This is a genomic window from Rhizobium sp. OAE497 (assembly GCF_040546565.1).
GTDB lineage: Bacteria > Pseudomonadota > Alphaproteobacteria > Rhizobiales > Rhizobiaceae > Rhizobium.
Window position 1 is genome coordinate 3,157,182 of record NZ_JBEPOA010000001.1, and the last position, 18,801, is coordinate 3,175,982.

Below are 18,801 nucleotides of genomic sequence, written 5' to 3' on the forward strand. Positions count from 1 at the left end.
CTCACCCCTCCGGAAACGTGAAGACATCCACTGGCTCGCCGAGACCGCGCAGCGGGAAGGTGCCGACGGGTTTCAGTTCGGCGCCGCATTTGGCCATGTCGACGAAGGCTTTCGAGATCAGCACCGGCTGGCCGACGTCCTTGGTCAGGGTTTCCAGCCGCGAGGCGACGTTGACGGCCGGGCCGATGACGGTGAAGTCGAGGCGTTTGCGCGAGCCGATATTGCCGTACATCACATCGCCGACATGGACGCCGACGCCGTAGCGGAGCTCGACGACGCCGCGTTCGGCGTTAAACGTGTTGAGGTCGTTGATCGCCTTGCGGGCTTCCTTCAGCGACGTCAGCAAATTGCGGCAGGCATCGGGATTGCTGAGCGGGAAGATCGCGAGCAGCCCGTCGCCCATGAATTTCAGGATCTCGCCGCCATGCCGCTCGATCGGCTCCGACATCGCGTCGAAATAGGCGTTGAGCAGCTCGATCACGTCGTCGCGCGGCCACATGTCCGAGATCGTCGTGAAGTCTCGCAGATCGCAGATCAGGATCGCGGCGCCGACAGTGCTGCCGCTGCCGCGGGTGGTGGCGCCCGCCAGGATCTGCTCGCTCGCATGCGGGCCGACATAGGTCTGCAGCAGCGTGCGCGCCAGGATATTCTTCACCCGGATTTCGCTGACCAGCGTCAGCGCCGGAAGAAGATCGCGCAGGAAAGCGATCTGATCGGCGGTGAAGCCACCGGCTACATTGCTGGAGAAGGTCACCACATGCCGCTTGCCGAGCGTGTGCTCCAACGGCCAGGCGATGTAATCTGTCAGCCCCTCGCCGCGCAGTTCCTCGTAGAGCGCATAGTCGCTGCGGATCTCGCCTTCGAGGTCCTGACGCACTTCCGAAGCGCCGCTGAAGATCTCGTTCATCGGGCTGCTGAGAAACTGCGGCGTGTTTTCGACACCATAGCCGAAGGTGGTGATTTTTGCGTCCTTCATGCCCGGCCGCCAGAGAACCCGCGCACCCATCCATTGCGGATGCAGCGTACGGAAGTGCAGGCTGGCGCGGCCGAGCGGCACGCCCGCCTCGATCAGCCGCTCGTTCATCTCGACGAAGATATTATCGATGAAGCGTTCGCTGCGGGTTTCGTTGACGAGCCAGTCGAGGATACGGCGGCGGCGCAGCGGCCAGGCGCCGTCTTCGGCAGCAGTGGAGATGGAAAGAGCATCGGGGGACGGATGCATATCAAAACCTCATGAGGGCCACCCGCGGGGCGAGCGGCAGAAGACTTGCTTTATCCCTAGATGGTTATCGGAGGAGCAAATGTAATATCAATCCCCTATTCCAAGGCGACTAAAGTCGAATTCGCTTCGGCACCATCCGTGGTTGCCTTTAAAGCCCGCTGCCCTAACCTCCTCCTGCCCGGTCAGACGCAGCCGGGTGCATAGCTGTTGAATTCTGGGAGGAGAATCGAATGGCGCTTTTCAATTTCACCCGCCGGGCAAGCCTGGCGCTCGGCCTTGGGCTGTTTGCCACGCTCAGCGCCGGCACGGCGATGGCGGAAGGCTTTCCGGATCGCACGATCACGATGGTCGTGCCTTTCGCGGCCGGCGGATCGACCGACGTAGTGGCCCGCATCATCGCCGAAAAGATGTCTGCCGATCTCGGCCAGCAGGTCATCGTCCAGAACGTTGCCGGCGCCGGCGGTAATCTCGGCGCCGATAATGTCGCCCGCGCCGAACCGGATGGCTACACCATCCTGATGGGCACCGTCGCCACCCACGCGCTGAACCCGCTGATCCTGAAATCGACGCCCTACGACCCGCAGAAGGATTTCTCGCCGGTCTCGCTTCTCGTCATCGTGCCGAACGTGCTGGTCGTCAATCCGGAGCTGCCCGCCAAGAACGTGCAGGAACTGATCGCGCTTTTAAAGGCCGAGCCGGACAAGTGGAGCTACGCCTCTTCGGGTAACGGCACGCCGCTGCATCTCTCCGGCGAGCTCTTTAATTCAATGGCCGGCACCAAGATGCAGCATATTCCCTACAAGGGGGCAGGACCGGCGCTGACCGATCTTCTCGGCAACCAGGTGTCGATCATGTTCGACAACCTCCCCTCCTCGTCCGGCCATATCAAGAGCGGCAAGCTTCGCGCGCTGGCGGTCACGACGGCCCAGCGCGCGCCCTCTTTCCCTGACATTCCGACGGTCGCAGAATCCGGCGTTCCCGGCTACGAGACCTATACCTGGAACGCGCTTTTCGCCCCGGCCAATACGCCCGCAGATGTCGTCGCCAGGCTGAACGAGTCAGCCAACAAGGCGCTGAAGGATCCGGCCGTCGCAGGCCGCATGAAGGAGTTCAGCGCCACCATCGTCGGCTCGACGCCGGACGAGCTTGGCGCCCATGTGAAGGCCGAATTGGCGAAGTGGGAGCCAATCGTAAAAGGCGCAAATATCCAGATGGAATAGTCTCAACTTTTGCTCTAGATTATCGGCTGTTACCGGGGCAACTTCCTGATTTTGGGAGACATTCGATGTATAAGTTTGAAGTGTACAAAGACAAGGCCGGCGAATTCCGTTTCCGCTTCAAGGCGTCAAACGGCGAGCAGATGTTCGGCTCGGAAGGTTACAAGGCCAAGGCATCCGCGCTGAGCGCCATTGAATCCATCAAGAAGAATGCGCCCGGCGCAACAGTTGACGATCAGACCAAGCCCACGGCTTGATCCTGACAAAGGCGGCACCCGATAAGGTTGCCGCCTTTTCTCATACCGCTCGCCCGGCCACGCGGCCGGAAAAAATACAACCGCCGAGGAAGGTCCCTTCCAGCGCGTTGTAGCCATGCATGCCGCCGCCGCCGAAACCCGCGACCTCGCCCGCTGCATAGAGACCAGGCACCGCATTTCCATCAGGACCGATAACCCGGGCCGACAAATCCGTTTCCAGCCCGCCGAGCGACTTGCGCGTCAGGATGTGCAGCTTGACAGCAATCAGCGGACCCTTGGCAGGATCGAGCAACCTGTGCGGCCGCGCGGTTCTAAGCAGCTTGTCGCCGATGTAGCTGCGGGCGCCGCGGATCGCCGTCACCTGCGCGTCCTTGGAGAAGCTGTTTTCTATCTCGCGGTCGCGCGCCTCGATCTGATGGCGGATATGCGACACGTCGAGCAGCCCCTCGCCCGTCAGCGCATTCATGCCATCGACCAGCTGCTCCAGCGTGTTGCGGACGATGAAATCCTCGCCTTTGTCCATGAAGGCCTTCACCGGCCCCGGCGGCTCGCTGCCGAGGCGCTGCAACAGCAGCTTGATATCCTTGCCTGTCAGATCCGGGTTCTGCTCGGAGCCGGAAAGCGCGAATTCTTTCTTGATGATCGCCTTAGTGAGGATGAACCAGCTGTAGTCGTAGCCAGTCTGTCTGATCGCCTTCAGCGTCCCCAACGTATCGAAGCCCGGCATGGCAGGGGCGGCAAACCGGTTGCCGCGCGCATCGCACCAGAAGGACGACGGCCCGGGCAGGATGCGGATGCCGTGGTTCGCCCAGACGGGATCCCAGTTCTTCAAGCCCTCTGTGTAGTGCCACATGCGATCGCCATTGATGACGCGGGCGCCCGCCCGCTCGCCGATCTCCAGCATGCGGCCATCGACATGCGCGGGCACGCCCGCGACCATCGAAGCCGGTGGAGGTCCGAGCCGCTGCTGCGGCCAGTTGCGCCGGACGAGATCGTGATTGCCGCCGATACCGCCGGAGGTGACGATGATCGCACCGGCCCGGATCTGGAAGGTGCCGGAGATCATCCGCGCTGTCGGCTTGCCGCGCGGGGCATTGTCGGGCACCAGCACGGTGCCGAAGGCCCCGACGACAGTGCCGTTCTCGACGATCAGGTCGTCGACGCGATGGCGGAAGGCGAAGGTGATCTTTCCTTCTTCCCCTGCCGCGCGCACACGGCGAATGAACGGCTCCAGAACCGCCGGTCCCGTTCCCCAGGTCAGGTGAAAGCGCGGCACCGAATTGCCGTGACCATGCGCCATGCCGCCGCCGCGTTCGGCCCAGCCGACAACGGGAAACCAGCGCATGCCCTGCTGATGCAGCCAGGACCGCTTCTCGCCCGCGGCAAATTCGAGATAGGCTTCGGCCCAAAGCCGCGGCCAGTAATCCTCCGGCCGGTCGAAACCCGCAGATCCAGACCAGTCCTGCCGCGCCAGATCGATATTGTCGCGGATGCCCAGCCGACGCTGCTCGGGACTGTTGACGAAGAACAGCCCGCCCAGAGACCAGAAAGCCTGCCCCCCAAGGCTCTGCTCCCCTTCCTGATCGACGATGCAGACCTTGTGTCCACGATCGGCAGCCTCGGCCGCCGCCACCAATCCCGCCAGGCCTGCGCCGATGACGAGCACATCACATTCCATCCCGAACGCCTCCCCCGCATTCACGAATCCAAGGTTATGCAGTGGCAGCGTCAGCCGCAACTGCTGGATTTCACTCTCTGAAATTTGGGGCGATGGCAGGGCGGCGAAACGCCACCCCACACTTATTTCTCGGTGAGCTTGAGCTCGATACGGCGGTTCGTCGCCCGGGCTTCCGGCGTATCGCCCGGCGCGATCGGCTGGAACTCGCCGAAGCCGGCGGCCACCAGGCGGTCGGCAGGAACACCCTGCGAGATCAGGTATTTGACGACGGAGATCGCGCGCGCCGAGGAGAGCTCCCAGTTGTCGCGGTAGCGGCCGCTGCCGGAGAGCGCGACATTATCCGTGTGGCCATCGACGCGCAGCACCCAGTTGATCTCCGGCGGAATTTCCTTGGCGAGGTCGAGAAGGGCCGCAGCAAGCTTGCCCATCTCCGCGGTGCCGTCAGGATTGAGATCCGAGCTGCCCGACGGGAACAACACTTCCGACTGGAACACGAAACGGTCGCCAACGATGCGAATGTTTTCGCGGTCGGAGAGGATTTCGCGCAGGCGGCCGAAGAAGTCGGAGCGATAGCGGTTGAGTTCCTGCACGCGCTGCGCCAGCGCGACGTTCAGGCGGCGGCCGAGATCAGCGATCTTCGTCTGCGAGGTCTGGTCCTTCTGCTCGGATGCCTGCAGGGCCGCTTCGACGGCGGCGATCTGGCTGCGCAGTGCCGAAATCTGCTGATTGAGCAGCTCGACCTGGCTCATCGCCCGCTCGCTGACCTGCTTCTGCTCGTCGAGCTCCTTGGTCAGGCCGCCGATCTTCTGCTGCGCGGCGTCCTGCCCGCCGGAACCGGCATCAAGCAGCGCCTGCAGCCGCGAGCGCTCACTCTCGGCTCCAGCAAGCGAAGCCTGCAGATTGGCAACGGAATCTTCGAGATCCTGCTTGCTGCCCTTCTCCAGGCGCCAGAAGCTGCGTCAGCTCGTTGATCTGGCTGTTGAGGCGGTTCAGCACCTCGTCACGGCCGGAAATCTCGCGGCTGAGAATGAACTGGCCGACGACGAACACCGTCAGCAGGAACATGATGGCGATCAGCAGCGTCGACAGCGCGTCGACGAAACCCGGCCAATAGTCGACCGTACGCTCGCGGCGGCGGTTCTTGGCAAGAGCCATGGCTTATTTGCCCTCGCTCTTTTCGGTCTGGCTGCTGCGGTAGCTGGTGCGCTCCTGGCCGCCGATGCGCTCGGCAAGCCTGTCGAGCGTGCGGCGCATTGCCTTCGCCTCGTCCTGCTGCGCCTCTATCCAGTCGCGCAGCATCTGCTGCTCGTTGCGCATGTTCTTGACGAGGCCCTGAATGCCTTCGGCGAGGCTCGCCATCGCGGCGACCGAGCGCTGGTTGCCCGCGCCCCCTTCTTCCGAAACCTTCTTCAGATAATCGGAAAGCGCACGGACATCTTCGGACGATCCGGCAGGCGCATCGAGCGCGGCGGCAACGGGAATATCGGAGCCGACGTCTGTGACCGAGGACAGTGCGTTTTCCAGCTCCATATAGAAGCGGTTCTGCGCGCGGCCGGCCTGCAGGTCGAGGAAGCCGAGGATCAGCGAGCCGGAAAGGCCGAGCAACGAGGACGAGAAGGCCTGGCCCATGCCCGACAGCGGAGTCGACAGGCCTTCCTTCAGGGTGGCGAGAACATCGCCGGAACCGTTCGAACCGGCATCGAGCGACTGGATGACGTTGCTGATCGAGCCGATCGTGCCGATCAGGCCCCAGAAGGTGCCGAGCAGACCGAGGAAGACGAGCAGGCCGATGAGATAGCGCGAGGTGTCGCGGGATTCATCAAGGCGCGTGGCGATCGAATCGAGGATCGAGCGCAGCGCCGTCGTCGACAGCGTCGCCGTCGATTTGCGGTTACCGATCAGCGCCCGCATCGGCGCCAGCAGCCGCGGATTGCGGTTCACCTTGTCGGCGCTGCCTGCGGCGCGGAACGAATTGAACCAGCGCACTTCCGGGCGCAGCGCCAGAACATGATTGAAAACCAGAATGATGCCGACGGCGAGAACGCCGAGGATCAGCCCGTTGAGGCCGGGATTGTGCATGAAGGCCGTCTGCGTCTGCCTGAAAAGGATCGCGGCGATGAAGCCGACGATCACCAGGAACAGGAGCATCGTCCAGAGGAAGGACATCGGGCTGGAGAGTTTGTACGTATAGGTACTGCTCGGTTTTTCGGTCGAGCCGAACTCCGCCGCATTCACATTTTCCATGGTCTCGCAGCCTCCGGATTGCTAGCATCGGGAGACTAGAGCAACATTGTGCCGAATTGAAGTATGCCGGGACAGAAAACCGTGTGTTTACAACAGTCGGTTTTGATGAGGTCCTACTTCGAAGGGATAGGGCGCTTGATGACTTCCATAAGCGCTTTGTGGATGTACTCGTTGCCGGCGACCACTGCGCCACCTTCAACGACGTTTGCTCCACCATCCCAATCGGTTGCGTAGCCGCCTGCTTCGCGGATCAGCAGGATGCCGGCAGCGATATCCCAGGCCGAGAGACCGTTTTCCCAGAAGCCGTCGAAACGGCCGGCAGCGACGTAGGCGAGATCGAGCGAGGCCGAGCCCATGCGGCGCACGCCGGCAACTTCGCCCATCACATGGCGCAACTCGACGAGGAACTTGCCGTGATTGCCGCGGCCGAGATGCGGCACGCCACAGGCAACGACGGCATCCGACAAGACGCGGCGGGCGCCGACGCGCAGGCGGCGATCGTTGAGGAATGCGCCACCGCCACGCTCGGCGGTGTAGAGTTCGTCGGTCGCCGGATTGAAGACCACGCCGGCGACGATTTCGCCGTTGCGCTCAAGAGCGATCGAAACGGCAAACATCGGAATGCCGTGCAGGAAGTTGGTCGTGCCATCGAGCGGATCGACGATCCAGCGATGCGCGCCGTCGGTGCCCTTGATCTCCTCGCTTTCCTCGCCGAGGAAGCCGTAGGTCGGGCGGGCCTTCAGAAGTTCGTCCTTGACGATCTTCTCGGCCTTGCGATCGGCGTTGGAAACGAAGTCACCCGGTCCCTTGACCGAAACCTGCAGGTTCTGAACTTCCCCGAAATCACGCCCCAGCGACTTGCCTGCCTTGATGGCAGCCTGAACCATGACATTGAGAAGAGCAGAACGGGCCATGTTGGCAATTTCCTTGGAACTGGTACGGGGTCGCTGTCAGGGCGGGAAAGGTCCCTGATCGCCGGAAAAGGCAGCGCTTTATAAGATTGGCGGCCTCAAGACCACAAAATCACGGAAATTTCAAGGGGAGAGGCGCTGAGCGGCGCCAGCCAACGCCGGAGAGGTTAAAATTATTCTGGACAAATCAGTCCAGAAACCCTATCTGAGGGTCATGGCACGTCACAAGGAATTCGACCGGGACAAGGCTCTCGGCGCCGCTATCGGCATCTTCTCCCAGTATGGCTATGAGGGGAGCTCGACCGATGCGCTGCTAACGGCGATGAAGATCAGCCGGCAAAGCATGTACGATACCTTCGGCGACAAACGCAGCCTCTATCTGGAGGCGCTGAAGCGCTACAACACCGACAGCGTCTCGCGCATCGTTGATGATATGAAGGGGAACGGCTCTGCGCTCGACGCATTGGAAGCCGCCCTCGTCGCCTTCGCCTCGCGTCCCACTGCCGAGGCATCGCTCGGCTGCATGGGCGTCAGCGCCGTCTGCGAGTTCGGCAGGACCGACAATGACGTCTCGACGCTGACAGACAGCGCTTCGGCCACTCTCGGCCGGGCAATCACCAGGCTGATCGAAGACGGCCTGGCAAGCGGCGAGATCAGCGCCGAGATCGATCCGGATGCCGCCGTACAATTTCTTGGCGCAACGCTATCCGGCATGAAGGTCAGCGCCCGCAACGGCGCCACACCGGACATCCTCAGAACAATCGCCCGCCTCGCCATCCGCAGCCTTCGCTAACAAGAGGGTTGGCCGAGCGCGCCTTTGCATATCCAATTCTAGACTAAATAGTCCAAATAAGGAGACGTGAAATGACGAAACCTCTTGATGGAAAGACCGCAATGGTGACCGGCGGCTCCCGCGGCATCGGCGCTGCAATCGTCCGCCGTCTTGCCGGGGACGGCGCGGCGGTGGCCTTCACCTATGCAAGTTCGAAGGAAAAGGCCGAGGCTCTAACGGCCCGGATCGAGGCCGAGGGCGGCAAGGCAATCGCCATCCAGGCCGATAGCGCCGATGCGGCCGCACTGCAGGCGGCAATCGATCAGGCCGCCCGGCACTTCGGCGGGCTCGATATTCTGGTCAACAATGCCGGGATCCTGATGCGCAGCCCGATCGACACCTTTTCGCTCGACGATTTCGATCGCATGTTCGCCATAAACGTCAAAGCGGTCTTTGCCGGGACGCAGGCGGCTGCACGGCACATGCAGAGTGGCGGCCGGATCATCACCGTCGGCAGCGTCACTGCCGAGCGCAGCGGCTTTCCCGGTGCATCGGTCTACAGCATGACGAAAGGCGCTGTCGCCGCCATGACCCGCGGCCTTGCCCGCGATCTCGGTCCACGCGGCATCACCGTCAACGCCATCCAGCCCGGCCCGACGGCGACGGACATGAACTCGGATCCGGGTTCGCATGAGATGCTGCAAGGGCTGATGGCGCTCGGCCGTCTCGGCGAGGACCGCGAGATTGCAAGCCTCGCCGCCTATCTCGCCAGCCCCGAGGCATCCTTCGTCACCGGCGCTAGCCTGACGATCGACGGCGGTTATCTCGCCTGAAAACAGAACCGGCGGCCAAGGCCGCCGGTTTTCCTAGAATTTCTGCTGTGTCAGAAGCACTTCGCGGGCGATCTGGTCGAGCGGCAGGATGCGGCTGACGCCGCCCTTGGCGATCGCTTCCTTCGGCATGCCGAAGACGACGCAGCTCGCTTCGTCCTGTGCCACCGTATAGGCGCCGGCCTGGTGCATCTCGAGCATGCCGCGGGCGCCATCGTCGCCCATCCCGGTCATGATGATGCCCATCGCGTTCGAGCCGGCAGCTCGCGCCGCCGAGCGGAAGAGCACGTCGACAGAAGGGCGGTGGCGGGAAACCAGAGGCCCTGTCTTCACCGAGACATAGTAGCGAGCCCCCTGGCGCTCCAGCAGCATGTGGCGGTCGCCCGGCGCGATCAGCACGTGGCCGCGCAGAACAGCGTCGCCATCCGCCGCTTCCTTGACCTCGACTTCGCAGAGACCGTTGAGGCGCTTGGCGAAGGCGGCGGTGAACTTCTCCGGCATGTGCTGAACAATGACCATACCCGGCGCATTCGCAGGCAATCCTTCCAGAAATTCGCGCAATGCTTCCGTTCCGCCCGTTGAGGCGCCGACGCAGACGACCATCTCGGTGGTCTTCGCCATGGCGCGGCCCGTCGGCGGCGGCAGCATTGCGTCAGCCGTCAGCTTCTTGGCCGGACCGTCGGCCGAGGCTGAACGCGCCGCACCCGCCACACGGCGAGCGGAGGGAAGGCGCGCATGAGCCGCACCCTTCACCACCTCGCGAATGCGGATCGCGTCATCGGCCAGACTGTCGGCCGCACCGATCTTCTGCTTGAGAATGATATCCACGGCACCGGCTTCCAGCGCCTGGATCAGCGTTTCGGAACCTGCTTCCGTCAGCGACGAGCACATGACGACCGGGATCGGATGCTGCGACATCAGCTTGCGCAGGAAGGTGATGCCATCCATGCGTGGCATCTCGACATCCAGCGTGATGACATCTGGAACGTCTTCCTGCAGCTTGCGGGCGGCCATGAAGGGATCTGTCGCCACCCCCATGACTTCAATATCGGGATCTTCCTCGAGAATGCGCACCAGCGTCTGACGAACGCTGGCGGAGTCATCGATGACGAGAACGCGAACCTTCTTTCCCATCTCTTTCCTGCTCTACTTCTTCTGGAACACCGTGTTGGAAACCTGCTTCAGCGGCAGGTCGAATCCGGTGATCGATTCCGAGTGGCCGATGAACATGTAGCCGCCATCGGCAAGGCAGTCGCAGAGCCGCGTCAGCACGGATTGCTGCGTCGGCTTGTCGAAATAGATCAGCACATTGCGGCAGAAGATGATCTGCATCGGCTCGCCGACCGGATATTTGTCGTCCATCAGGTTCATGCGCGCAAAGCCGATCTTGCTGCGCAGCTTCGGCGAGATGCGCACTTCGCGGCGCCCGGCCTGCTTGGCGGTCATCACATATTTGCGCTGCAGATCGTAAGGCACCGGCTGCACCAGATCCTGCGCATAGATGCCGCGGCGCGCCGTCTGCAGCACATCGGTGCTGAGGTCGGTCGCCAGCACGCTGTAGGAAAGACCGGCATTCTCCTCGACGAATTCGGAAAGCACCATCGCCATCGTATAGGGCTCGGCGCCCGTCGAGCAGGCCGAGCTCCAGGTGCGGATCTTGCGCACGCCGCTCGAAACCAGCGCCGGCAGCGCCGTCATCTGCATATATTCGAAATGCTTGGCTTCGCGGAAGAAGTCCGTCTTGTTGGTGGTGACGACATCGATCAGATAGACCGTCTCCTGATCCAGGCCGCCTTCATCGAACAGGAAATCGCAATAGTCGTCGAATGTCGAATGGTTGGTGGCGCGAAGGCGGCGGCGCAGCCGGCCCTCCAGCATCGTCAGCTTCGACGGCGGCATCTTGATGCCGCTGTAGTCGTAGATGAACCGGGAAAGCTTGTCGAAATTGCGCTTGCTGATCCGGTCGCCCGGCAACTGGGCTTCCACTGCTGCCATACTCATAACTCAAAACCCCCAAAAGTCGGCAGCCTAAGCTGCCGATTGCAATGCCGAAGCGTCCTCGCGCGACAGCAGCCGCGCCAGGTCGACGATGACGACGAAGCCGTTTTCACGGCGCACGACGCCAGCGATGTAATCGGAACGCCAGCGGGTGCCGATATCCGGCGCCGCCTCGATCTGGTCCTGCCGGAAGGGCGTCACCTCGAAGACCCGGTCGGCGACGAGGCCGAGCGTCAGCACCCGGCTTTCCATCGGTATGTCGAGAACGAGCACACGCGTATGCGGCGTGGGCACGGTCTTCGACATGCCGAGTTTCAGGCGCAGATCGATGGTCGGAACACCCTGGCCGCGCACGTCGCGAAGGCCGAGCAGATAGTCGGGACCGTTCGGAATCTTGAAAGCTTCCGCATAGTCCAGAATTTCCCGCACCACCTCCACCGGAACGGCGAAGATTTCATCGCCGAGGCTGAAGGTCACGAATTGAGCTTCCAGGGATGTCGAGGCCATGATTATGCGCTTTCCTTGAATTCGGCGTCACCGTCGTCGGGACCACCCATTGACATGTCCAGGGCAAAACCTTTCGCACGGGCCTGCTGGCTGGCGACGCTGTTGGCTGCCGCAACCGCCTTGACGGGCTTGCGCGGTGAAGCGGCGGGGCGGGCGCTCATCCGGGCAGCTGTCGTGCGGGCATGGCCCGAGGTTTCGACCTTGAAGAAGGCGATCGAGGCCTGCAGTTCCTCGGCCTGGGTGGCGAGCTCTTCCGAGGTTGCCGACATCTCTTCCGATGCGCCGGAATTCTGCTGGGTCACCTTGTCGAGCTGCTGGATCGCTTCGTTGATCTGGGCCGCACCGATATCCTGCTCGCGGCAGGCGGCGCTGATCTCGGAAACGAGCTCTGCGGTCTTGCGGATATCCGGCACCAGGCGGCCGAGCATGTCGCCGGCATCCTGCGCTGCCTTGACTGTGTCGGTCGACATCGAGCTGATCTCGGCGGCAGCAGACTGGCTGCGTTCGGCAAGCTTGCGGACTTCCGATGCGACGACCGCGAAGCCCTTGCCATGTTCGCCGGCACGGGCGGCTTCGACGGCGGCGTTCAGAGCGAGAAGGTCGGTCTGACGGGCGATTTCCTGAACGATGCCGATCTTCTGCGCAATGGTGCGCATAGCCTCGACAGCGCGTGCCACGGCCTCGCCGCTCGTTTCAGCATCCTTGGCGGACTGACGGGCGATCTTTTCCGTCTGGGCGGCGTTATCGGCGTTCTGCTTGATGTTGGCGGCCATCTCTTCCATCGAAGCAGACGCTTCTTCGGCCGATGCTGCCTGCTCGGTCGCGCCCTGCGAAACCTGCTCGGCGCTGGCCGAGAGTTCCTGGCTGCCGGAGGAAACGTTGTCGGCGGCCGAGAGAGCATCGGCAACGACGCCGCGCAGACGCTCGACCATGCTTTCCAGCGACAGTCCAAGCACGTCCTTGTCGGACAGCGGCTTCGGTGTGACGGTGAGATCGCCATTGGCGATCTTGTCGGCAATGCTTGCCGTATCGCGAAGATTGGCCGTCATGGTGTTCAGGGCATCGACGAGGTCGCGGACTTCATCGTTGGAATTGACGGTCGCGGTTGCCGAGACATCGCCGCGTGCGACGGCACTTGCGAGATCGGTGGCTGCCGAAAGGTTCCGCTTGATGGCGCGGGTCACGAAAATCACGACACCGATCGCGGCGAGCGTAATCAGCAGACCCATCGTCACGGTCATCTGTATCAGCGAGTGGAAGAGAGCAATGCCCTGCTCGCGCAGATCCTTGGCGGCCTTCAGCTGATATTCGGTCAGCTTGCTGATGCCGTCGGTCGTCGGGTCGATCGCAGGATAGAGGTCGTTCTTGGCGAATGTATCGAGCTTGGCGGTGTCGCGCGTCTGGAGAATGTCCTGAAGCTCGGCGACCTTGACGTCGGAGCGCGCCATGTCGGACTTCACCTTCTCGGCGATCACGCTTTCTTCTGGCGTCAGCTGGGTGGCGAGATAGGCCGACCACTGATCGGAGATGACATGCTTGGCGCCTTCGATATTGGAGGCGGCCTGCTGCCAGTCGAGCTTTTCGGCATGCAGCTTGTGCGTCGTATCGACGATGCTGACGGCATAGGCGTCCGACACCAGCTTGAGCTGCTGCAGCGGAACGACGCGGTCGTCATAGATCGACTTCATCGATTCCGTCATGGCGTTCATGCCGTAATATGCGCCGCCGCCGATGACGCTGGCGATAGCGATGCTGGACGAGATCTGGATTGCAAGAATTTTGGCGCCGATGGAACGGAAGATTCCCTTTTTGCGGCCGGTAGTCATGGGGGCATTCCTCGCTAGAGATGTTCTGGTTGATCCGGCTGAACGCGCGGCTTTCCGCGCCGCCCAGACGGCAGTCGTTCGAAATGTCTTGCTGGTTCCAAAATCATCGTCGCGTCACCGGCACCGTTTTGTACCGGCCTTTTCACGATCGGCAGCAAACCGCTGAGCGCCAGCCACGGATGCTTCTCCCTCGGAGAGCCTTCAAGCCGGTCCGCATCCTGCGGTGGCCTGGGCCGATCGACACCGGCGCATACACACGCCGGGCATTTCATGCCGCGGACTTCTCAGCCCGCGGCACTTGTTCATCTATCGATCAGGCGCTTTCGCGGAAGTCGTCGTCGTGCGAGTCCGGGCCGCCCATCGACATGTCGAGTGCGAAGCCCTTGGCACGGGCCTGCTGGGCCGACACCGACTGGCTGCTATGGCTGAAGTGCGAGTGATCGCTGGCGGGCTTGCGAACCGGAGCCGAAGCCTTGACGACCTTGGTCACGGCCTTGACCGGCGTGCGCTGCGCGCTGGAACGGGCCGCACCTGCGGTATCGACCTTGAAGAAGGCGATCGAGGCCTGCAGCTCTTCTGCCTGTGCAGCAAGCTCTTCCGACGTCGCCGACATTTCTTCCGATGCACCGGCGTTCTGCTGGGTCACCTTGTCGAGTTGCTGGATCGCTTCGTTGATCTGCGAGGCGCCGATATCCTGTTCGCGGCAAGCAGCACTGATCTCGGAGACGAGTTCGGCGGTCTTGCGGATATCCGGAACCAGGCGTCCCAGCATTTCGCCGGCGTCGCGGGCAGCCTTGACCGTATCGCTCGACATCGAGCTGATCTCGGCAGCGGCAGACTGGCTGCGTTCGGCCAGTTTGCGGACTTCCGAAGCAACGACCGCAAAGCCCTTGCCATGTTCGCCTGCACGGGCCGCTTCGACGGCGGCGTTCAGAGCGAGCAGGTCCGTCTGGCGGGCGATTTCCTGAACGATGCCGATCTTCTCGGCGATCGTGCGCATCGCATCGACAGCGCGGTTGACGGCATCGCCGGAAGCCTCGGCATCCTTTGCCGACTGGCGGGCGATCTTTTCCGTCTGGGCGGCGTTATCGGCGTTCTGCTTGATGTTGGCAGCCATCTCTTCCATCGAGGCGGATGCTTCTTCGGCAGATGCTGCCTGCTCGGTCGCGCCCTGCGAAACCTGCTCGGAGGAAGCCGAGAGTTCCTGGCTGCCCGAGGAGACGTTGTCAGCGGCCGAGAGAGCATCGGCAACGACGCCGCGCAGACGCTCGATCATCACGTTGACGTTGCCGAGCAATTCGCCGATTTCGTCGCGGTTGGTGATTTCGGCGGTCTTCGTCAGGTCACCTTCGGAGACTTCGCGAACGACGGTGTTGGCGCGGGCGAGCCCCTTGGAGATCGTGTTGGCGATCCAGAAGGCGACAATAGCGGCCAGAACCAGCGCAGCACCGGCAACGCCGATCATGACCGTGCGGGTCGAGGCATACTGCTGGTCAGCGCTGTCGTCGGCATCCTGCATGCGCTGCTTTTCAAGCGCCAGAATATCGTCAAGAGCCGCATCGATCTTGTTGGCGGAGTCGCGGGCCGTGGTGATCGAGATATTGTTGGCAGCGTCCAGGTTGCCGGCCTTCATGAGGTCGCGGATCTGGTCGTCGGACTGGTTGAATGCCTTCGAGAACTCGGCAATCTGCGCCCAGCGCGGCTTGCCTTCTTCGCTGGCGATCGCGACGACGCCGTTGAACGCGTCGGTGAAGTCCTTGCGGGCCTGATCGCCCTTCTGAATCGAGGACGCGATATCGTCAGGCGTGCGGGCCGTGAGCAGGTTCTTCTGCTGACGGATCGCTTCGAGCTGCGCGATATTGATCTGCTGCGCAAGATCGAGACGCGCGGCCGGGCCTGCGAGCAGGTTGCCGAGCGTGTCGTTGAGCGAACCCAGGCTCATGATGCCGTAACCGGCCGTGCCCACGAGCATTAATATGATGAAGGTGAACGCTGTCACCAATTTGGCTTTAATTGTCAGTCGCATCGTCCCAGCCCCCTAGCTGATATCAACGGCGTTTCAGTTTGAGTTGCCGGCGCTGTCGTGCCGGGCGGAGAAGATTGCCTGCAGATTGGGGATGATGATGAACTCCCCTCCCCGCTTGACGAGGCAATTGATGTAGTCGGCGCGCCAGCGCATGCCGACACTTGGCGGTGGTTCGCTCGCCGTCTTTGCGAGCGTGGTGACTTCATTCACCTTGTCCGTCCTGAGGCCAACGAGCGTACGCTCGCCCTGCAGGTCGATTTCGATAACGATGATGCGGCTGTCGATCGTCGCTTCCGTCGCCTCCATGCCGAAGGCGAGGCGCAGGTCCGCCAGCGGAATGACCTTGCCGCGAAAATTGATGACGCTCGCCACATAGGACTGCGCGCCGGGCACGGCGGTCTCCGGCAGCAGGTCCAGGATTTCCTGAACCATGACGGCCTCGAGAGCGAAGGTCTCGCCGTTCATGTCGAAGGTCAGGACCTCGACTTCTTCGGCATAGGCCCAATGCTGGTCTACACGTTCGGCTACGGCGCTCATCCTGCGACCCTCATCTGCGCTTCCTGTTGCTGACCGGCGGCCACGAGATGGCCGACGTCGAGAATGAGTGCGACGCTGCCGTCGCCGAGAATGGTGGCGCCGGAGAAGGTGACCACGTCGTTGTGCAGCTTCGACATCGACTTGATGACCGTCTGGTGGTCGCCGATGATCTGATCGACGACGAGGCCGACGCGCTCCGTGCCGGTCGAGATGACCACGACCTTCTGATGCACGTCGGGCTTGGTCCCGGTGCGGAAGAGATCGCGAAGGCGCAGGAACGGCACCAGGCTGTCACGCAGCGAGATGAAGCTGCGGCCGCGCGAACGCAGATCCTCTTCCAGCGACAGTTCGAGGCATTCCTCGACCGCCGAGAGCGGGATGACGTAGCGGCCGGAGCCGACACGAACGAGAAGGCCGTCGATGATCGCCAGCGTCAGCGGGATGCGCAGCGAGACTTCCGAACCTTCGCCCGAACGGCTCTCGATATCGATGGCGCCACGCAGCGCCTCGACCGTCTTCTTGACGACATCCATGCCGACGCCGCGGCCGGAGAGATTGGTGATCGTAGCAGCCGTCGAAAAGCCCGGCGCGAAGATCAACTGCAACAGTTCTTGATCGGAAAGCTGCTGGCCGGGAGCGATGAGGCCCGAGGATTCGGCCTTGGCGCGGACCCGTTCGCGGTTGATGCCGCGGCCGTCGTCCTTGATCGAGATGATCACTTCACCACCGGACTGGCGGGCGGACAGCGTCACGGTACCGGCTTCGCTCTTGCCGGCGGCAAGACGGTCGGCCGGGGTTTCCAGGCCGTGGTCGATCGAGTTGCGGACAAGATGGACGAGCGGATCGGCAAGGCGCTCGATGACCGTCTTGTCGACTTCGGTGCTTTCGCCTTCGGTGATCAGCTCGATCGACTTGCCGGTTTCGCGGGCAAGATCGTGAACGAGGCGGCGGAAGCGCGAGAAGAGCGTGGCGACCGGCACCATGCGCAGCACCATCATCGTGTCGCGAAGCTCGCCGGACAGGCGCTCGATTTCTTCGGAGACGGAGCGCAGTGCGATATCCGAGCTTGAACTTGCCAGCTGGCTGAGGCGGGACTGGGCGATGACGAGCTCGCCGACGCGGTCCATCAGTTCGTCGAGGCGCTCGGCGGGAACACGAACGTTCTCCTGTGCCTTGGCCTGACGGCTGTCGACGGCCGCAGCGGCCGGCGCATCGCGCTTGACCGGAACGGCCTCGACCGGCTTGAAGGCCGGAGCGGCGGCAGCCTGCGGTGCGGCAACGGGCGCCGCGACCGGTGCGGGCTCGGCGGCCTTGACCGGCTCGGCTGCGACAGGCGCGGGCGCCGGGGCGGCGTCATCGATATCGACGACCTCGAGCTCCATGTCGTCCATCACGAAGATGAAAACATCGTCGATCGCCGAACGGTCCTGCTCGCTCTTCAGCGTCACTTCCCAGGAGATGTAGAGTTCGTTCGCCACGAATTCGCCAAGCGGCGGGATACCGGCCGTATTGGCGCGCACCGTGCATTCGCCGAGCTCGCGCAGCTCGTCGAGCAGGCCGAGCGGGTTGGTGCCGTTGGCCATCGCATTGGACGGCAGGCTGAAGCGGATGCGCCAGTGATTGAGCTTCTTCTGCGGAGCAGGTGCAACAACGGCTGCGGGCGCCGCTACAGCAGGTGCCGCTTCCTTCGGTGCTGCGGAACCGCCGACGGCGGCCTGCAGCTGGGCAAGCAGTTTCTGCCCGGTATCGCCGTGGTCGGCGTCGGGCTGATCGACGAGCGCGCGCATGTGATCCTGCGCCGCCAGTACCGCCGCCACCAGTTCGGCGGTTGCCGGAACTTCGCCCTTGCGGACGCGGTCGAATGCCGTCTCGCAGTGATGCGTGAAGGCTGCAAGCGCCTCGAAGCCGAACATCGCGCCGGAACCCTTGAGGGTGTGCAGGCCGCGGAAGACGGCATCGACGAGGCCCTTGTCGTCGAGCTGATGGGTGAGATCGAGAAGCCCGGCCTCGATTGCCTCGAGGCATTCGGCGGCTTCCGTGCGGAATACTGCGACCGGATCGAGCGTGCTCATCTGCCGAGAACTTTCTTGACGATCTTCACGAGGTTTTCAGGATCGAACGGCTTGGTCAGCCAGCCGGTGGCACCGGCCGCCTTGGCGCGGGCCTTGAGATCGGCATCGGACTCGGTGGTGAGGAAGATGATCGGCACGCCCGCCTGGCTCGGCAGCTTGCGCAGCTCCTCGATCATCGTCAGGCCGTCCATGACAGGCATGTTCAGATCGGTGACGATCAGGTCGAACTGCGCGGTCTGCGCGGTTGCCAGACCTTCGGCACCGTTGACCGCCTCGGTGATGGTATAGCCCGCATTGGTCAGCGTGACCTTGGTCGTCAGCCGGATGCTGGCGGAATCGTCGACTGTCAGGATATTGGCGCTCATGCTGTAACCTCTTTATGCAACCAGAACTTCGCGTCCTCGGCGGTGAAGGCTTCGACGAAGCCGGCGCGTTCGAGAACCTTGAGAATACGCTCGCCAACAGGGGACGAGAGCGTCAGGGTCTTGCCTTGCAGCTTGGCCTGGCGGCGCGCGGATTCCACGAGTTGCACGAAGCTCAGATCGGCCTCCGCACTCGATGGAATTTCCAGTATAATTCGATCTTTACTTTCGATTTCACTAGAAATTGTCGCGCTAAGATCCAATACATTCCTGATACTTAGAACTTCAGGCAATGATATAGAATCGCGATGCTGATTATCGCCGCTCAAGACAGCCCCCGAG

At 62.6% G+C, this 18,801-nt stretch carries 16 protein-coding genes and 3 pseudogenes; 4 read left to right on the top strand and 15 right to left on the bottom strand.

Going from position 1 to position 18,801, the window contains the following annotated elements:
* Position 1 precedes the first annotated feature (1 nt).
* A complete protein-coding gene (locus ABIE40_RS15930) occupies positions 2-1,222 on the bottom strand; it encodes an adenylate/guanylate cyclase domain-containing protein (protein ID WP_199629042.1) in 1,221 nt (406 codons plus the stop codon).
* 230 nt (positions 1,223-1,452) lie between these two features.
* Here ABIE40_RS15930 and ABIE40_RS15935 point away from each other — a divergent pair, with 230 nt between their 5' ends.
* Positions 1,453-2,442 (top strand): Bug family tripartite tricarboxylate transporter substrate binding protein, encoded by a 990-nt coding sequence (locus tag ABIE40_RS15935; protein ID WP_199629041.1) that lies wholly within the window; start codon positions 1,453-1,455, stop codon positions 2,440-2,442.
* Between the two features lie 65 nt (positions 2,443-2,507).
* The gene (locus ABIE40_RS15940) at positions 2,508-2,696 is read left to right on the top strand and encodes a YegP family protein (protein WP_112385480.1); all 189 of its coding nucleotides are present in this window, start codon (positions 2,508-2,510) and stop codon (positions 2,694-2,696) included.
* 40 nt (positions 2,697-2,736) lie between these two features.
* Here ABIE40_RS15940 and ABIE40_RS15945 read toward each other — a convergent pair whose 3' ends face one another.
* From ABIE40_RS15945 to ABIE40_RS15960, 4 genes and pseudogenes are all read right to left on the bottom strand, one after another.
* Positions 2,737-4,374, bottom strand: coding sequence for an FAD-binding dehydrogenase (locus tag ABIE40_RS15945; RefSeq protein ID WP_199629040.1), 1,638 nt, complete (start codon positions 4,372-4,374; stop codon positions 2,737-2,739).
* A gap of 122 nt (positions 4,375-4,496) precedes the next feature.
* A pseudogene (locus ABIE40_RS15950) lies at positions 4,497-5,529 on the bottom strand (peptidoglycan -binding protein).
* Between the two features lie 3 nt (positions 5,530-5,532).
* Positions 5,533-6,618: a MotA/TolQ/ExbB proton channel family protein gene (locus ABIE40_RS15955; RefSeq protein ID WP_199629039.1), complete on the bottom strand. Its 1,086-nt coding sequence runs from the start codon at positions 6,616-6,618 to the stop codon at positions 5,533-5,535.
* Between the two features lie 113 nt (positions 6,619-6,731).
* The gene (locus tag ABIE40_RS15960) at positions 6,732-7,532 is read right to left on the bottom strand and encodes an inositol monophosphatase family protein (RefSeq protein WP_112719886.1); all 801 of its coding nucleotides are present in this window, start codon (positions 7,530-7,532) and stop codon (positions 6,732-6,734) included.
* A 211-nt stretch (positions 7,533-7,743) separates the two neighbouring features.
* On the opposite strand from ABIE40_RS15960, the gene ABIE40_RS15965 reads away from it, so the two are divergent.
* Positions 7,744-8,322, top strand: a complete 579-nt coding sequence (locus ABIE40_RS15965) for a TetR/AcrR family transcriptional regulator (protein ID WP_199629038.1) — start codon at positions 7,744-7,746, stop codon at positions 8,320-8,322.
* A 71-nt stretch (positions 8,323-8,393) separates the two neighbouring features.
* On the top strand, positions 8,394-9,134 hold the full coding sequence (locus ABIE40_RS15970; protein ID WP_199629037.1) for a 3-oxoacyl-ACP reductase family protein: 741 nt from the start codon (positions 8,394-8,396) through the stop codon (positions 9,132-9,134).
* 33 nt (positions 9,135-9,167) lie between these two features.
* Here ABIE40_RS15970 and ABIE40_RS15975 read toward each other — a convergent pair whose 3' ends face one another.
* From ABIE40_RS15975 to ABIE40_RS16020, 10 genes and pseudogenes are all read right to left on the bottom strand, one after another.
* Positions 9,168-10,265 carry a protein-glutamate methylesterase/protein-glutamine glutaminase gene (locus ABIE40_RS15975; RefSeq protein WP_130282046.1) on the bottom strand — a complete coding sequence of 366 codons (1,098 nt, stop codon included), beginning with the start codon at positions 10,263-10,265 and terminating at the stop codon, positions 9,168-9,170.
* A 12-nt stretch (positions 10,266-10,277) separates the two neighbouring features.
* Positions 10,278-11,132: a CheR family methyltransferase gene (locus ABIE40_RS15980; protein WP_130282048.1), complete on the bottom strand. Its 855-nt coding sequence runs from the start codon at positions 11,130-11,132 to the stop codon at positions 10,278-10,280.
* 27 nt (positions 11,133-11,159) lie between these two features.
* Complete coding sequence (locus tag ABIE40_RS15985; protein ID WP_112719891.1) at positions 11,160-11,636, bottom strand: chemotaxis protein CheW; 477 nt, start codon at positions 11,634-11,636, stop codon at positions 11,160-11,162.
* Between the two features lie 2 nt (positions 11,637-11,638).
* Positions 11,639-12,775, bottom strand: a pseudogene (locus tag ABIE40_RS15990) (methyl-accepting chemotaxis protein); the annotation flags it as partial.
* 135 nt (positions 12,776-12,910) lie between these two features.
* A pseudogene (locus tag ABIE40_RS15995) lies at positions 12,911-13,462 on the bottom strand (MCP four helix bundle domain-containing protein); the annotation flags it as partial.
* A gap of 313 nt (positions 13,463-13,775) precedes the next feature.
* Positions 13,776-15,488, bottom strand: a complete 1,713-nt coding sequence (locus ABIE40_RS16000) for a methyl-accepting chemotaxis protein (protein WP_199629036.1) — start codon at positions 15,486-15,488, stop codon at positions 13,776-13,778.
* Between the two features lie 33 nt (positions 15,489-15,521).
* A complete protein-coding gene (locus ABIE40_RS16005; protein WP_112719894.1) occupies positions 15,522-16,025 on the bottom strand; it encodes a chemotaxis protein CheW in 504 nt (167 codons plus the stop codon).
* Positions 16,022-18,097 carry a chemotaxis protein CheA gene (locus ABIE40_RS16010; RefSeq protein ID WP_199629035.1) on the bottom strand — a complete coding sequence of 692 codons (2,076 nt, stop codon included), beginning with the start codon at positions 18,095-18,097 and terminating at the stop codon, positions 16,022-16,024. The genes ABIE40_RS16005 and ABIE40_RS16010 overlap by 4 nt, the downstream gene beginning before the upstream one ends.
* Positions 18,094-18,462, bottom strand: a complete 369-nt coding sequence (locus tag ABIE40_RS16015) for a response regulator (protein ID WP_112719896.1) — start codon at positions 18,460-18,462, stop codon at positions 18,094-18,096. Before ABIE40_RS16015 ends, ABIE40_RS16010 begins: the two co-directional genes overlap by 4 nt.
* Positions 18,459-18,788: an STAS domain-containing protein gene (locus ABIE40_RS16020; RefSeq protein WP_246777437.1), complete on the bottom strand. Its 330-nt coding sequence runs from the start codon at positions 18,786-18,788 to the stop codon at positions 18,459-18,461. Before ABIE40_RS16020 ends, ABIE40_RS16015 begins: the two co-directional genes overlap by 4 nt.
* Between the last annotated feature and the right edge of the window lie 13 nt (positions 18,789-18,801).